We start from the raw sequence: 14,479 nt of genomic DNA on the forward strand, positions 1-14,479 counted from the left end.
AGCGTGAGCGACGTTTCCGTGATGGTGGTCGACGACCACCCGATGTGGCGCGACGGGGTCTCCCGCGATCTCACCGAGGCGGGGTTCACCGTCGCGGCCACCGCGGACGGCGTCGGCACGGCCGGACGCAGGGCCGCGGCCGTGCAGCCGGACGTCGTGCTCATGGACATGCAGCTGCTGGACGGCACCGGCGCGCAGGCCACCGCCGAGGTGCTCCGGGTCTCCCCGCACAGCCGGGTGCTGGTGCTCAGCGCCTCCGCCGAGCGCGACGACGTCCTGGAGGCGATCAAGGCGGGCGCCACCGGCTACCTGGTGAAGAGCGCCTCCGCCGCCGAGCTGATCGAGGCGGTGCGCGCCACCGCGGCCGGGCAGCCGGTCTTCACGCCCGGGCTGGCCGGGCTGGTCCTCGGCGAGTACCGGCGGATCGCCACCACCCCGGAGACCGCCGACGAACCGCACCGCCCCGCGCTCACCGAGCGGGAGACCGAGGTGCTGCGGATGGTCGCCAAGGGGCTCTCCGCCAAGCAGATCGCGGGCAGGTTGAACCTCAGCCACCGCACGGTGGAGAACCACGTGCAGGCCACGCTGCGCAAACTTCAGCTGGCGAACCGGGTCGAGCTCACCCGCTACGCCATCGAGCAGGGCCTGGAGTAGGACGCCGGTATCCGGGTTCGCCCTGATGCCGCGGCGGTGATTCCGTCGGTAATCTCGAAGTATGGGTGGGTCCGAGACAGAGTCAGACGAGCAGACCCGCGTGCGCGAGCCGGGTCCGGCCGCCGAGCCCGCGCACAGCATGCGCAAGGCCGAGCCCGAACAGGGCACGACGTCGCACGCCGGGCGCGGCGGGCACGGGTCGGTCCCCGAGGCGGTCGCGGAGCGCGGCCACGGCGGGCCCGCGCACAGCGTGAGCGATCGCGAGCTGCGGGTCTCCGACGCCGAGCGCGAGCACGTCGGGCAGCTGCTGCAGCGGGCCGTCGGCCTCGGCATGCTCTCGCTCGGCGAGTTCACCGAGCGGATGGACACCGCGCTCGCCGCCAAGACCCGCGGCGAGCTGAACGCCGTGCTCATCGACCTGCCCGGCATGCGCCTGGTCGGTCGCCCGGCGGCGCCCTCCTCGCCCTTCGTGAACAACCCGCCGCCCGGCCCCGCCTTCGCCCCCCGCCCCGCGCAGCCGGTCATCGGCGACCAGGGCTCGGTGATCAGAGCCAAGATGTCCGGCGTCACCCGCAGGGGCCGCTGGCAGGTGGCGCCGGTGCTGCGCTCCAACTCCTGGATGTCGTCGGTCACCCTGGACTTCACCCAGGCGATCATGACCACCCAGGTGGTCGAGCTGCACCTGGACGACTACTGCAGCAGCCTCACCCTCGTCGTCCCCACCGAGGCCACGGTCGACCTGAACAATATCGACCTGATCGGCTCCAGCATCAGCAACAAGGTGCGCACCGGCCCGCCCTACGGCAGGCTGCACCTGATCGTGCAGGGCCGCGTCCGCTTCGGCTCGGTCACCGCGAAGCACCCCATGAGCGCGCACTGGCGCAGGCTGATGGGGTACCACGGCTGATCAGGCGTGCACACCGAGCCTGCGGGCGAAGGTCCGCAGCGGCAGCCTGCGGTCGTGGTCGAGCAGCTCGGAGACGATGTGCCGCGGCAGGGTCTGGTACTCCAGCCAGTCCGCGCCGCCGACCCGCTCGGCGTCGAGCAGGGTGTCCAGCGCGCGCCCGCGCTTGCCGGTGCGGGTGAGCGCGACCGCGGTGTCGGTGAGGTGCCTGGCCCGGGATGCCTGCGGCAGCCCGCACTTCTCCGGCATGGTGGCGGCGGCCGCCAGCGCCTCCGGGTAGCGCTCGGCCGAGACGTTCACGTCCACGGTCTGCATGACCACCTGGGACGGGCCGAAGTAGGTCTCGTAGTCGCGCCGGTCGGCGCCGATCCGCTGCGCCACCTCGCCCGCCGCCTGCACCAGCGCGAGCGCCTCCGGCACCTCCTGCGCGCGGCCCGCGGCGGTGGCGCCCTGCAGCACCAGCGAGCCGTAGGCGGCCAGCTGCGGGGTGGCGACCTCGCCCACCGGCTCCAGCTCGGCGGCGGCGCGCAGCGCGACCCCGCGCGACTCCGCGTACCGCCCCTGCACCAGCAACTGCCAGGCGACCGAGCCGCGAATGGTGGCGAGCAGCAGCGGGTCGGCGCCGAGCTCGGCCGCGGTGAGCGCCTGCCGGATGGCGAGGAAGGCCGGATCGGTCTGGCCGAGGTGCACCAGGGTGCAGCCGGTGACCCAGTACATCCGGGCCAGCAGCTCGTTCGCCGGGGCCACCGAGCCGTTGCGCGCCGCGTGCACCGTCGCGCGCAGCTGGGTGAGGCCGGTCGGGAGCAGCGAGGTGAGCAGGCCGTAGCGGCCGGTCCAGTAGGCGCCCCAGGCGTACTCGACCGCGCGGCGGCCCTCCTCCAGGTCGGCGGAGCTCTCGTCCGGGGCGGCGCCGAGCAGGTCGTCGACCGGGGTGAGGGCACGGCGGATGGCGACGATGCCCGCGTCCGGGTCGGTGGAGGGGACGCCGCCCTGCTTCTTGCCGATCAGGTCGGCGATGTCGACGTCGAGGGCGCGGGCGATCTTCTGCAGGCTCGCGATGGACGCCGTCTGCCGCCCGCCCTGCTCCAGCTTGCGCACCAGGTCGACGCTGACCCCGGCCTGGTCCGCCAGCTGCCGCTGGGTCAGCGCGCGGCCGCGGAAGTGCCGGATCCGTACCCCGATCGCCGAATCGTCCATACCCACCCTGCCCCTTTGTTACATCCAGGTTTCAGGGTACGACGCTAGGCCGCATCCGGTGCGGTGAGTGGGACATTGCGTACGACTCGTTGACGTGTCTTTGACATACCTTTGCCTTTCTGCAACTTTGACTATCGCAAAGGGCGGGCAAGCGAATGATCACCCATCCCCAGATCTTCGTAGGGGCCGAAAGCGCCGAACGCGCGACGTGGCCCGCGACACCGGGACAGCGCGGCCTACCGCTACGCGGGAGCGGCGGCGCGGGGGAGGGATGAGGCCGATGTTCGAATCCTGTCACTCCCCGCACGATGTGGCCTACCTGCTGCGACACCGCTACGGGCTGCCGGTCCAGCTGTTCGCCGGGCGCCCGACCGTGAGCACCGGCTCGGTGCTCGGCGCCGTCGTCATGCCGCCGGAGTTGGGACGCGCCGTGCTGAACCGGCTGGAGCGGGAGCGGACCGCGCCGGTCATCGCCGATCCCGGCGAGGGCAACTGGACGTTCCTGGTCACCCCGCCGATCCCGGCCGCCCCGCTGGACATTCGCGAGCGGCACACGCTCGCCGGACACCGGGTGACCGTGGTGCCGAGCGGGCGTCACGTGATGCTGCCGACCGCGGACACCGGCGTCGGCTACCACTGGGTCGGTGAACCCGGGGCGGGTGCGCTCGCCATGCCCGCGCGCGGCGCGGTGCTGGCCGCCGTGCACGCCGTTACCCGGATGACCGCCGCGTAGATCCCGGCGGTGTGCCGGGGGTTTCTACTCATCCCCCCGGACGCCGCCGCGGCGACCATGGACCCATGAGCACACTCATCGACCCGGCCCTGGTCGCGCGGTTGTCCGGGGAGTTCACCGATCTGGGTACGCGCATGGGCGCACTCGGGCGCGATCTCGACCTGCTGCGCGGTCAGATCGCGCCCGGTGTCGGTTCTTCGAGTGCCCAAGGGGTGGTCGCCGCCCCCGCTCCGGCCGACCCGGCGGGCGTCTGGAAGCGTCCGGTGCCCGGTGCTGCTCCGACGCAGTCAGCCGCAGGCGGTTCTTCTCCCGGCGTTCCGGCGACCGGTCCGGGCGCGGTGCCGTCCGCGACGGGTGGTCCGGAGACTCCGGCCGGTGACAACTCCGTGAGCGGTGCGTCGACCGGTAATACGCCGAATCCGGCTGGTGCGTCGCCGAATCCGGCTGTGCCGAACCCGGCTGGTGCGTCGCCGAATCCGGGCGTGCCGAATCCTGCGGGTGGGGTGCCGAAGCCCGGTGGTGTGCCGCCAGTTCCTGCCGGCGCTCCGGCGGTCCCGCCACCCGCTGGTTCGGTGACCGGCGCTCCGGCTGGTCCGGCAGCAGGTGCTCCGGCGGTCCCGCCTCCCGCCCGGATGGCGGCAGGCGGCCCGATGGCGGCGCACCCCCAGGCCGGGTGGCGGCCCGCACCCGGTGCGATGCCGCCCGGAGCCCGCCCCCAAGCCCCCTGGCCCGCACCCGGCCAGCACATCCCGCCCTACGGGCAGCGCCCGCCTGGAAACCCGCCCCCGTACACCCGCCCCCCGCGGACCACCCCACCGTGGTGGCAGCGCGAGGGCGTCGTGAGCCGCCTGCTCGCCGTCGCGGGCGTCGCCGTCACACTGACCGGCGTCGTCATGCTGCTGGTCCTGGCCGCCCAGGCAGGCTGGTTCGGCCCGGTCCCGCGGGTGCTCGCGGGCGCCGTTTTCAGCGCCGCGCTGGTCGCCGCTGGTGTCAGGGTCTCGGGCCGCGCGGGCGGCCGGGTCGGCGGAATCGCGCTCGCCGCAACCGGTATCGCAGGCGGCTACCTCGACGTCCTCGCCGTGACCACCCTGTACGGCTGGCTGCACCCGGTCATCGGCCTCGCGGTCGCCTTCGGTATCGCCGCGGGCGGCGTCGCCCTCGCCATGCAGTGGCGCTCGCAACCCTTCGCGGTGCTGGTGGTCGCCGGCGTCGCCGCGCTCTCCCCGGCCGTCACCGGTGACCTGGCCCTGGTCGCCTTCCTCATCGTCCTCATGGCCGCCTGCCTCCCCGTGCACCGCCGCTTCGACTGGCCGCTGCTGCAGATCGCCCGCACCCTGCCCGCCGTCCTCGCCACCCTCTGGGCCGTCGGCGACGCGGTGATCAACGACCCCATCGGGTCCCGCGTGCTGTGGATCCTGGCGGCCGCCACCGCGATCGCCCTGCTCGGCGCCGCCGGCGTGGCCGACAACGTGCGCCGCCGCCCGAAGGACATCGTCGCCACCGTCGCCTTCGCCCTCACCACCGTCCCGCTGCTGAGCATGCCCGCGCTCTTCGACCGCCCCGCCGCGGCCGCCGTCTCCGGCGCCACCGCCACCGCGCTGCTCGGCGCCGCCGCCCTCACCTCCGCGAAATTCGCCGCCGCACTGCGGATCCCGCTGCACACCAGGGCCACCGCCGCCGTGGCGGGCGCGCTGGCCCTGCTCGCCACCTGCGTGACCGTGACCACCGAGGACACGCTCCCGATCGCCCTGCTCGCCGTCGCCGCGGGCTTCCTCGCCATCGGCGGCCAGGCGAAGTCGACGCTCGCCGCGCTGCTCGGCACCGCCTTCGGCGTCCTCGGCACCGGCATGCTCTTCACCCTGGCGAACACCGAAACGCTGGCCGTCCAGCGCCTCGCCGTCGACGACCTCGGCTTCACCACCGCCATCGCCGCCGTCCTCGCCGTCGCCGTGGCGGGCCTCGGCTTCCACTGCCTGCGCACCGTCGCCCCGAACCGGGACACCAACGCGGACTACATCTTCGGCGTCATGGCCGCGCTGGTCGCGCTGTACGCCGTCACCGTCACCACGGTCTCCATCGGCGTGGCGACCGGCGCCGCGGACGGCTTCGTCGCAGGCCACAGCGCTGCCACCATCCTCTGGATGGCGGGCGCCACCGCCGCGCTCTTCTACGGCCTCCGCCTGCTCACCACGGCACCAGGCGCCGCCAAGATCGCCCTGGTCTCCGGCCTCCTGGTCACCGCCGCCGCCCTCGCCAAACTCTTCCTTTTCGACCTCGCCACCCTCGACGGCCTGGTCCGCGTCCTCGCCTTCCTGGTCGTCGGCGTCCTCCTCCTGCTCGCGGGCACCCGCTACGCCCGCGCCTTCGCCGAGGCGGCGGGGGAGAAGCAGGAGAACTCGACGGTCGAGTAGTCGAGCCGAATGTCGAGGGGCTGGAGCGATCAACGCTCCAGCCCTTCGGCCTCAGCCCTCGAACTGGGATCAGGGCGCGCAGTTCTCGGTTCTCGCCCGAAACCCGCTACTCGCCGTCGCGCCTGCGCAGCAACTCGTTGACGCTGACCGTGCGGCCGTCGTCGCCGGCGCGCGGCTCCTCGGCGGCGGTGATGCGGCGGCGGGAGGAGCGGAGTTCGGCCATCCAGTCCTCGATGCTGTTGCGGCCGTCCGTGCCCTGGACCGGGGAGTCCGGAGTGGGGCCGTCGGTGGCGCCGCCGTTGCCGCCGCCGAGCTGGGTGGCGCCCGCGCCGCTGGGGGTGGCGTCGCCGAGCGAGGGCTCGGGGCGGTGGGGGCCGTGGTCGTCGGCGGGGGTGTGCGGTTGGGTCTGCTGGTCGACGGTGCGCGGGGGGAGGACGCGGGCGCGGCCAGTGGGACGGGGTTGTGGGCGGGACGGGTCGTGCGGGCCGGGGGGCAGCACGTGGGGGCGCGGGGTGCCGGGCTCGGACTGGCCGGTGGAGAGGTCGAGCAGGGGGGCGCCGGGAGCGCGGCCCGCGTCCGTGAGGCCGGTGTCGCGGGCGCTCGGAGTGCCGGGGCGTCCCGGCCACGCGGGCCCGCCCGGCCGGTTCGGATCGCCCGGCTGCCCGGTCTCCCCGGGGCGTACTGGTTCGCCCTGCCGCGCCGGTCCACCCGGGCGGCCCTGGTCGCCGAGCCCGGCATCACCGGCACGCACAGGTCCACCCGGCCGTACAGCTTCACCTGGCCGCGCCGGTTCGTTCGGCCGCGACGGCTCACCGATCCCGACACCCTCACCGGGCCGCCGAGTCTCCGCGACCCGCCTCGGCACGCCCGGCCTGGTCGGCTCACCGGACCGCTTCACCTCACCGGGCCGACTCGGCTCACCCGGCCGCGCGGGAGTCCCCGGCTGCCCCGCCTTGGACACCTGCGGCGCGGTAGCCCGCTTCGCGGGCCGCTCGTGCCGCCCCCCGATCCGCGCCGTCGGCGCCTCCGCCTCGATCTCCTCGACCGTGCGCGGCCGCCGCGGCGTCTTGCGCAGCTTGCTGCTGGAGACGGCGGGCATGACCATGGTCACCGGGTCGGTGATCGGCGTGGTCTTGACGAGGTCGACCACTTCGTCGCCGCCGGGGCGCTCGTCGTCCAGGATGGGCTCGCCGAGGCCGATCTTCTCCTGCACCCGCTTCATCCAGGCGGGCGCCCACCAGCAGTCGTCGCCGAGCATCTTCATGACGGCCGGGACGAGCAGCATGCGCAGCACGGTGGCGTCGATGAAGAGCGCGGCGACCATGCCGTACGCGATGTACTGCATCATCACCAGGTCGGAGAAGGCGAAGGCACCGGTGACGACGAGCAGGATGAGCGCGGCGGCGGTGATGATCCGCCCGGTGTGCGCGGTGCCGACCCGCACCGCCTCGGTGGTGGACGCCCCCTTGCTGCGCGCCTCGACCATCCGGGAGAGCAGGAAGACCTCGTAGTCGACGGACAACCCGTAGATGATCGCGATGATCAGCACGAGCACCGGCGACATGATCGGCTGCGGCGTGAAGTTGAGCAGCTCGGAGCCGTGGCCGTCGACGAAGATCCAGGTCAGGATGCCGAGCGTGGAGCCGAGGCCGAGCGCGCTCATGAGCGCGGCCTTGATCGGCAGCACCAGCGAGCCGAAGGTCAGGAACATGAGCAGCGTGGTGACGAAGAGCACCAGCGCGATCATCAGCGGCAGCGTGTCGAGCAGCGCGTCGATGCTGTCCTTCTGGATCGTCGGCTGCCCGCCGACCAGCATGGTGACGCCGTCGGGGACGTCGATCGCGCGCAGGTACTCGATGGTGGGGTCGGCGTTCTCCGAGTCGGCCAGGGTGGCGTTGGTGCGGAAGACGTCCGGCTGGGTCTGCGACTTGGTCGGGATCTCGAACGGCGCGCTGAGCCCGGGCGCCTGGTTGACCTCCTTGAGCACCCGGCCGATGGCGGTGGTGTCGGAGGAGACGAAGATGATCTGGACCGGGTCGGATTTGCGCAGCGGGAAGATCTGGTCGAACTCGGCCTGCGCCAGCCGGGTCGCGTTGTCCGGCGGCAGGTAGCGCTCGTTGATGCCGCCGAAGGCCAGGTTCTTCACCGGGATGATGAGCAGCAGCAGGATGATCGTGATCGGGATGGCGATCTTCAGCGGGTGCCGCATGACCCACTTCGTGCTGCGCCCCCAGAGGCTGTTCTCCACCTCCTCGGCGGTCTTGGTGGCGCGGAACCGCTTGAGCCCGAGCGCGTCCACCCGCTTGCCGAGGATGGCGAGCATGGCGGGGAGCACGGTGAGCGCGGTGACCGCGGCCAGCGAGACGGTGGCGATGGCGCCGTAGGCGACCGACTTCAGGAAGCCCTGCGGGAAGAGCAGCATGCCGCCGAGGCTGGCGATGATCATGGTCGCGGAGAACACGACGGTCCGGCCCGCGGTCATCACCGAGCGCCGCACGGCGGCCCTGGTGTCGTACCCCTCGGCGCGCTCCTCGCGGAACCGGCTCACGATGAAGAGCCCGTAGTCGATGGCGAGCCCGAGCCCGATCATCGAGACCACCGGCGAGACGAACGAGTTCACCTCGGTGAAGTGGGTCAGGAAGCGCACGATGCCCCACGCGCCGATGACCGTGAGGCCGCCGACCACCAGCGGCAGCGCCGCGGCGACCAGCCCGCCGAAGACGAAGAAGAGCAGCACGCCGACGGCCGGGATGGCCAGCAGCTCCATGCGCTTCTGGTCCTCGGCCATGGTGTCGTTCAGGGTGCCCGCCACCGGCTGCAACCCGGCTACCTGAACATTGATGCCGTCGATGCCGAACTCGTCTTTGACGTCCCGGTAGTTGCGCACCATCGTGGTGTCGTCGTCGCCGACGATGGCGATCGAGGCGAAGGTGTGCTGCCTGTCCTTGGAGCCGAAGGTGAGCGGCGAGGCCTGGCCGGTCTCGGTCTGCCAGTAGGCGCCGTTCACCTTCGCGATCTGCTCGGGGTGCTCGCGCGGCAGCCGGTTCAGGCTCTCCACGATCTTGTCGCGGAAGGCCGGGTCGTCGATCGTGGTCCCGTCCGGGGCGGTGTACAGCACGATCACGTCGCTGTTGTGGTCGCGGCCGAAGGCCTCGTCCGAGATGCGGGCCGCCTGAGCCGATTCCGAGGTGGGGTCGTCCCACCCGCTGGAGCTCAGGTGGTCGCCGAGGCCGAGGCCGTAGCCGCCGAGGGCGAGCAGCGCCGCGCTGACGATGCCGAGAACGGCGAAGCGCAGCTTGAAGACCAGATCGCCCCAGCGTGTGAACACTAAGCGACTCCTTGGGCGGGGCGAGAGGTGAGCAATGCCGACAGCGGCCGGAACGGCTGCAGCCAGGCACCCTCGTCGGGCAGCGAGTCGAGGCTCACCCGGGGCAGGGGTTCACGGAACACGCCCGGGATGTCCTCGAGGTCGATGAACTCGAGGGTATCGGATGTGACGGCCCAACTCGCATGCTCCCGGAAGCCGAGCACCTGCGCGGGCACCCCGGCCGCGGCGAGCCGCTCCAGCGGCTCCCGAAAGGCCTGGCCATCAGCGGAGGCGACCATGATTCCGGCCAGCCCGCCGCCGCGGTTGCGCTGCTCGATGTGGGCCAGCATGTCGGCGTCGACGTCGGAGTCCTCGTCGATCTTGGGTTTGGCGAAAACCGCATACCCGACGTTCCGCAGCGCCTCCACCCACGGCCGCACCACGTCGGCGGTGCCGGGCGCGATATTGGTGAAGACCGTCGCCTCCGGCTCCACCCGCTGCGCGCTGCCCCCGGAGAGCTCGGCGGTGCGGGCGAGCAGCCAGCGGCCGAGCGCGTCGAAGCGCGGGCGGTAGGCGGCGGTCGGGCGGCCGCCGAGGATGGCGCCGAGCCCCATGTCCAGGTTCGGCGCGTCCCAGACCAGCAGCACCCGGCGGACGGCAGCGGGCGCTTCGGCAACCTCCACCTCGTCGTGGGTCGTGTCGCTGAGGCTCATGACCCGATCTTCCCCCACACCAGCTCGGTGATGGCGCTACCGACGCGATGCGCCTTGCTCTCGAACTTGGTGATCGGGCGCTCCACGCCGATCAGCGCGGTCTCGGCGAGCCGCGCCGAATCGCCGCCGGTGACATCGTTGAGCCCGGTCAGCCGCGGTTCGCCCGCACCGACGGCGGCGATCTGCTCGGCGTACTCGGCGTGGTCGGTGGCGACGTGCAGCGTGCCGCCCTGGATCAGCCGGTCGGCGATCAGCGCGACCGTTGCGGGCTGCAGCAGCCGCCGCTTGTGGTGCCGCGCCTTGGGCCACGGGTCGGGGAAGAAGACCCGGACGCCGGTCAGCGACTCCGGGGCAACCATGTTCTCCAGCACGTCGACGGCGTCGCCGCGGAGCAGCCGGATATTCGGGATCTGCTCGCGCTCCACCCGCTGCACCAGCTGGGCGAGGCCGGGCTGGTACACCTCGATGCCGATCAGGTTCAGCTCCGGCTCGGCCTGCGCCATCAGCGCGGTCGCGGTGCCGGTGCCGCAGCCGATCTCCACCACCAGCGGCGCCTCGCGGCCGAACCAGGCGGCGGCGTCCAGCGGCTCGTCGGCCACCTCGCGGCCGATCAGCGGCCAGGTGCGGTCCCAGCTGAGCTGCTGGTTCGGGGTCAGCGCGCCGCGGCGGGAGCGGAAGCTGGTGACCCGGGGGTAGAGCCGGGAGGCGGCGCCGCGGCGTGGCTCGCGGGCCGGGGCTGTGGACGGCAGGCCCGGAACCGACTCGGCAGTGTGGTTGGCGGCGTCGTTCACGCCCCCATTGTCCAGCATGCTGGGAGCACGTCGGCAGCCGACCGCGCTCGCGGCGTTCAGCGCGGTGCGCCGCCGTACCGCCGCAGCCACTCGACCGCGACCGCGCGGGTCCGGGTCAGCCCCTTGTAATCGGCCATGTCGGGCGGGAGTTCGGCGAGCACGGCGGCCAGCCGGGCCGCCCACTCCGGCACCGCGGCCAGCTCGCGCAGCGAGAGCAGGTAGGTGCGGATGAGAAACATCACCGCGCCGGAGTACGGCAGCCGGATCAGGTGCTGCACCTCGGTGCGCAGGCAGAGCCGGTCGCCCGCGGCGTCCAGCGGGCCGTCGGCGACGGTCCTGCGGTCGCGGCCCCACTCCGGGTAGGTCTCGGTCGAGGTGTCCAGCCTGCGGTCGACGGTGAGCGTCCAGTTGGTGCGGCGGAAGCCGGGGCCCGCGGGCAGCCGGAGCAGGAAGTCGTGCGCGCGCGGGATCACCCGCTCGGTGTGCACCCGCGGCACCGGGCCGTGGATCTGCAGGAAGCTCATGCCGACGTCGAAGCGCATGGACCAGTCGGCCGCGAAGGTGACCAGCCCGGCATCGGCCCACAGCTGCCCGGCGCGCTGGTCGAGCAGGACGACGTCCTCCTGCAGCTGGGTGCCGAGGAAGCGCAGCGGCTCGGTGCCGGGGTCGCCGACGGTGAACTCGCGCTCGGTGCCGAGCAGGTCGTTGCGCCAGTGCACGCGGTCGCCGTCCCGGCGCAGCGCCATCGACTCCGGGTGCGCGGCGGCCAGCTCGCCGAGGCAGACCAGCAGCGCCTCCCAGGCGGCGGGGCGCATGTGCGGCAGGCACTGGTGCCTGGTGGGGTCGGCGCGCAGGATCGCGGCGCGCTCGGCCAGCTCGGCGCGCAGGTGGCGGTCGATGTCGATCCGGTGCGCGCCCCACGACCCCGCCTCGGTCGCGCGCGGCGCCCCGGCGGGCTCGACATTGGCGCTGTAGCGGTAGACGTCGCGGGGCAGCGGGAAGGGGTAGCGGGCGACGTCGGCGGTCGGGGTGATCACAGCTCCAGCTCCAATCGGCCGGTGGCGCGGGAGACGCAGGGCAGCACGGCGGTGCCGCGCTCGTCGGCGGTGAGGACGGTGTCGCGGTGCTCGGCGCGGCCGGAGCGGACCCCGAGCCTGCACTCGCCGCAGACGCCCTGTCTGCACAGGTTCGGCACCGCGGCGCCGCGGGCGAGCAGGGCGTCGAGCATGGTCTGCTCGGCGCCGACCTCGAACTCGTGCCCGCTGCGCGCCAGCCGCACGGTGAACGAGCTGCCCGCGGCGACCGGGGCCGCGGCGAAGGCTTCGGTGTGTACGCGCTGGTCCGGCCAGCCCGCCTCCGCCGCCGCCGCGGTGACCGCGTCGTTGAGCGCGGCCGGGCCGCAGACGTAGAGGTGGGTGCCGAGCGGTTGGCGGCGCAGCGCCGGGCCGAGCGCCGCCCACAGCGCCGCGGCGGAGTGCGCGACCTCGAGCCGGTCGCCGCAGAGCGCGCGCAGTTCGTCGGCGTGCGCGCCGTGGCCGGGGCGGTGCGCGTAGTGGAGCCGGAAGGAGCGGCCCCAGGTCAGCGCGGCGCGCACGTGCGCGAGCAGCGGGGTCACCCCGATTCCGCCCGCGACAAGCAGGTGGTGGCGCGCGTCGGCGACGGGGGCGAAGGCGCTGCGCGGTGGGTCGACCCTGACCCGGTCGCCAGGCCGCAGCCCGTGCACCCACCGGCTGCCGCCGCGCCCGGCCGGGTCGAGCCGAACGGAGACGGCGTAGTGCCGCGGGTCCAGCCCGTGGCCGGTGAGCGAGTAGGCATTGCGCAGCCCGGGGCCGCAGTGCAGCCCGATGTGGCTGCCCGGCGCGAACGACGGCAGTACGTCGCCGTCGGGGCGGGCCAGCACGATCTCGCGCACGTCCGGGCAGAGCGCGGTCGCGCGGGTGACCGTCAGCTCGTCGCTCACGGCAGCTCCTCGGCCTCGGCGCAGTAGCCGAGGAAGGCTCCGAGGCGCTGCGAATAGTGGTGGTAGACAACGAGCTCGATGCCGCAGCTCGCGCAGGGCACGGTGCCGCCGATCGGCACCGACCCGGTGCTCGCGCTGTGGCAGTGCGGGCAGTAGACCGTGCGCGGCTGGTCGGCGTGCGGGTCCGGCGCGCCGGTCAGCGCCTCGGTGATCTCCGCCGGGAGCACCCCGGCCGCGAGCAGATCGGCACGGGCGCGGGCGATCTCGGCCGCGTTCCCGAGGATGACGAAGCGGTCACCGGTGACCGCCGCGGCGAACACCGCGTCCGGCACCGACCCGTCCGGCGTCAGCGCGAAGTCGCCACCAGCCCCCAGCACGAACCGCCGCGCCCCGCCCGGATCGAGCGCGGGCTCGGGCGACCAGTGCGGGACGCTGGTGGTCGCGGGATGCACCGTCACGGCGCGAAGGAGCGCAGCCCGACGTAGAAGGCGAGCGCGCGGTCGGGGGTGGAGAAGAGGATGCGCGAGCCCTTGGGGAAGAAGATGGCGTCCTTCTCCCTGGCGATCAGCACCTGCCCGGTCTCCGGGTTCTCCAGCCGGAACTCGCCCGCGAGCACGACCTTCATCTCGTCGTACTCGTATCGGTAGTCCAGCGGGGCGTCGGTGTGCCGCAGCTCGAAGTAGCCGGAGGCCATCGGCGAGCCGCCCGGGTTGGCGTACACGTCGTCGATGTAGCCCTCGGTTCCCGGGTACTCCGCGACCGGCATGCGGCCGAGTTTCTCGTGGAAACCGGAGGTCACCAGGAAGGGAGCAGGCGAGGTCGAGGTGGTCATCGTGGGGCTCCTGCCGGTGGAAGAACTGATGCATACGATGAAACTGCAGTGAATGACAGGAAACAAGCGCTGCGCGGTTACGCCTGGGTAAAAGAAGGTTTCCGCTGCTGGGCAATGGTTTTCGGAGCACCCCGGCGCTCCGGCGGCCACCGGCACGTCAGCGGCCCGGCACTAGACTGCCCGGCATGAGCACACCCACCGTCTTCGTCACCGGCGCGGCCGCCGGTATCGGCCGGGCCACCGCGGCGCTCTTCGCGGCCCGCGGCTACCGGGTGGGCGCCTACGACGTGGACGAGGTCGGGCTCTCCCGGCTCGCCGCCGAGCTGCCCGCGGAGAGCGTGCACACCGCGGTGCTGGACGTCACCGACACCGCGCAGTGGGAGCTGCGGCTGCGCGAGTTCCACGAGCGCGAGGGGCGGCTGGACGTCCTGGTCAACAATGCGGGGGTGCTGCGCTCCGGCCCCTTCGAGCAGATCGGCCTCGCGGCGCACCGCACCGTCTTCGACATCAACCTCGGCGGGGTGCTCACCGGCACGCACACCGCCTTCCCCTACCTGCGCGACACCCCGGGCGCGCAGGTGGTGAACCTCTGCTCGGCCTCGGCCATCTACGGCCAGCCGGAGCTGTCCACCTACGGCGCCAGCAAGTCCGCGGTCAAGAGCCTCACCGAGGCGCTCGACCTGGAGTGGCGCAAACACGACATCCGGGTGCTCGCGATCTGGCCGCTCTTCGTCGCGACCGGCATGGTCGACGGGCTCGACATCGGCAGCACCCGCTCGCTCGGCATCCGATTGACCTCCGACGACGTCGCGGCGGGCATCTGGGCGGCGACCAGGCGCGGCACCCGGCTGCGCCGGGAGAAGGTGCACTACGAGATCGGAGTGCAGGCCAAGGTGCTGGCGACCACCGCCAAGTACGCGCCGGGCTGGGCGGTGCGCCGGGCCAACCGCTTCTTCAGCGGCACCTGACGGCCCGCA

The 14,479-nt window shown here is 73.1% G+C and carries 13 protein-coding genes; 5 read left to right on the top strand and 8 right to left on the bottom strand.

Annotated elements, in window-relative coordinates:
• Positions 1-21 precede the first annotated feature (21 nt).
• Entirely contained in the window at positions 22-654 is a 633-nt protein-coding gene (locus tag ACFUUZ_RS15080) for a response regulator (protein WP_378696455.1), read from the top strand.
• A gap of 250 nt (positions 655-904) precedes the next feature.
• Positions 905-1,561 carry a DUF1707 domain-containing protein gene (locus ACFUUZ_RS15085; protein WP_378696457.1) on the top strand — a complete coding sequence of 219 codons (657 nt, stop codon included), beginning with the start codon at positions 905-907 and terminating at the stop codon, positions 1,559-1,561.
• Here the strand turns inward: ACFUUZ_RS15085 and ACFUUZ_RS15090 are convergent, their stop codons facing one another.
• Complete coding sequence (locus ACFUUZ_RS15090; protein WP_378696382.1) at positions 1,562-2,755, bottom strand: helix-turn-helix domain-containing protein; 1,194 nt, start codon at positions 2,753-2,755, stop codon at positions 1,562-1,564. It abuts the gene before it with no gap.
• A 280-nt stretch (positions 2,756-3,035) separates the two neighbouring features.
• On the opposite strand from ACFUUZ_RS15090, the gene ACFUUZ_RS15095 reads away from it, so the two are divergent.
• Together ACFUUZ_RS15095 and ACFUUZ_RS15100 are read left to right on the top strand one after the other, a co-directional pair.
• On the top strand, positions 3,036-3,488 hold the full coding sequence (locus ACFUUZ_RS15095; RefSeq protein WP_378696384.1) for a hypothetical protein: 453 nt from the start codon (positions 3,036-3,038) through the stop codon (positions 3,486-3,488).
• Between the two features lie 839 nt (positions 3,489-4,327).
• The gene (locus ACFUUZ_RS15100) at positions 4,328-5,899 is read left to right on the top strand and encodes a DUF2339 domain-containing protein (RefSeq protein WP_378696386.1); all 1,572 of its coding nucleotides are present in this window, start codon (positions 4,328-4,330) and stop codon (positions 5,897-5,899) included.
• A 106-nt stretch (positions 5,900-6,005) separates the two neighbouring features.
• On the opposite strand, the gene ACFUUZ_RS15105 is transcribed toward ACFUUZ_RS15100, so the two are convergent.
• From ACFUUZ_RS15105 to ACFUUZ_RS15135, 7 genes are read right to left on the bottom strand one after another with little or no spacing between them, the layout of a single operon-like run.
• Positions 6,006-9,227: an MMPL family transporter gene (locus ACFUUZ_RS15105; RefSeq protein WP_378696388.1), complete on the bottom strand. Its 3,222-nt coding sequence runs from the start codon at positions 9,225-9,227 to the stop codon at positions 6,006-6,008.
• Entirely contained in the window at positions 9,227-9,919 is a 693-nt protein-coding gene (locus tag ACFUUZ_RS15110; protein ID WP_378696390.1) for an NYN domain-containing protein, read from the bottom strand. The genes ACFUUZ_RS15105 and ACFUUZ_RS15110 overlap by 1 nt, the downstream gene beginning before the upstream one ends.
• Positions 9,916-10,728, bottom strand: a complete 813-nt coding sequence (trmB, locus tag ACFUUZ_RS15115; protein WP_378696392.1) for a tRNA (guanosine(46)-N7)-methyltransferase TrmB — start codon at positions 10,726-10,728, stop codon at positions 9,916-9,918. The genes ACFUUZ_RS15110 and trmB overlap by 4 nt, the downstream gene beginning before the upstream one ends.
• A 38-nt stretch (positions 10,729-10,766) precedes the next feature.
• Complete coding sequence (locus tag ACFUUZ_RS15120) at positions 10,767-11,747, bottom strand: DUF3445 domain-containing protein (protein WP_378696394.1); 981 nt, start codon at positions 11,745-11,747, stop codon at positions 10,767-10,769.
• On the bottom strand, positions 11,744-12,670 hold the full coding sequence (locus ACFUUZ_RS15125) for a PDR/VanB family oxidoreductase (RefSeq protein ID WP_378696396.1): 927 nt from the start codon (positions 12,668-12,670) through the stop codon (positions 11,744-11,746). Before ACFUUZ_RS15125 ends, ACFUUZ_RS15120 begins: the two co-directional genes overlap by 4 nt.
• Positions 12,667-13,128 carry a dimethylamine monooxygenase subunit DmmA family protein gene (locus ACFUUZ_RS15130; RefSeq protein WP_378696397.1) on the bottom strand — a complete coding sequence of 154 codons (462 nt, stop codon included), beginning with the start codon at positions 13,126-13,128 and terminating at the stop codon, positions 12,667-12,669. Before ACFUUZ_RS15130 ends, ACFUUZ_RS15125 begins: the two co-directional genes overlap by 4 nt.
• Positions 13,125-13,502 (bottom strand): ethanolamine utilization protein, encoded by a 378-nt coding sequence (locus ACFUUZ_RS15135; protein ID WP_378696399.1) that lies wholly within the window; start codon positions 13,500-13,502, stop codon positions 13,125-13,127. The genes ACFUUZ_RS15130 and ACFUUZ_RS15135 overlap by 4 nt, the downstream gene beginning before the upstream one ends.
• Before the next feature lie 185 nt (positions 13,503-13,687).
• Here ACFUUZ_RS15135 and ACFUUZ_RS15140 point away from each other — a divergent pair, with 185 nt between their 5' ends.
• Positions 13,688-14,470: an SDR family oxidoreductase gene (locus ACFUUZ_RS15140; RefSeq protein ID WP_378696401.1), complete on the top strand. Its 783-nt coding sequence runs from the start codon at positions 13,688-13,690 to the stop codon at positions 14,468-14,470.
• Positions 14,471-14,479: the final 9 nt, after the last annotated feature.

Origin of the sequence: Nocardia sp. NPDC057353, from assembly GCF_042667085.1 — a bacterium.
Taxonomy (GTDB): Bacteria; Actinomycetota; Actinomycetes; order Mycobacteriales; family Mycobacteriaceae; genus Nocardia.

Excerpts from the sequence above, each read along its gene's own strand:
- ACFUUZ_RS15080 (WP_378696455.1), top strand. The coding sequence starts at position 22 with ATGGTGGTCGACGACCACCCGATGTGGCGCGACGGGGTCTCCCGCGAT.
- ACFUUZ_RS15090 (WP_378696382.1), bottom strand. The coding sequence starts at position 2,755 with ATGGACGATTCGGCGATCGGGGTACGGATCCGGCACTTCCGCGGCCGC.
- ACFUUZ_RS15095 (WP_378696384.1), top strand. The coding sequence starts at position 3,036 with ATGTTCGAATCCTGTCACTCCCCGCACGATGTGGCCTACCTGCTGCGA.
- ACFUUZ_RS15110 (WP_378696390.1), bottom strand. The coding sequence starts at position 9,919 with ATGAGCCTCAGCGACACGACCCACGACGAGGTGGAGGTTGCCGAAGCG.
- trmB (WP_378696392.1), bottom strand. The coding sequence starts at position 10,728 with ATGCTGGACAATGGGGGCGTGAACGACGCCGCCAACCACACTGCCGAG.
- ACFUUZ_RS15135 (WP_378696399.1), bottom strand. The coding sequence starts at position 13,502 with ATGACCACCTCGACCTCGCCTGCTCCCTTCCTGGTGACCTCCGGTTTC.
- ACFUUZ_RS15140 (WP_378696401.1), top strand. The coding sequence starts at position 13,688 with ATGAGCACACCCACCGTCTTCGTCACCGGCGCGGCCGCCGGTATCGGC.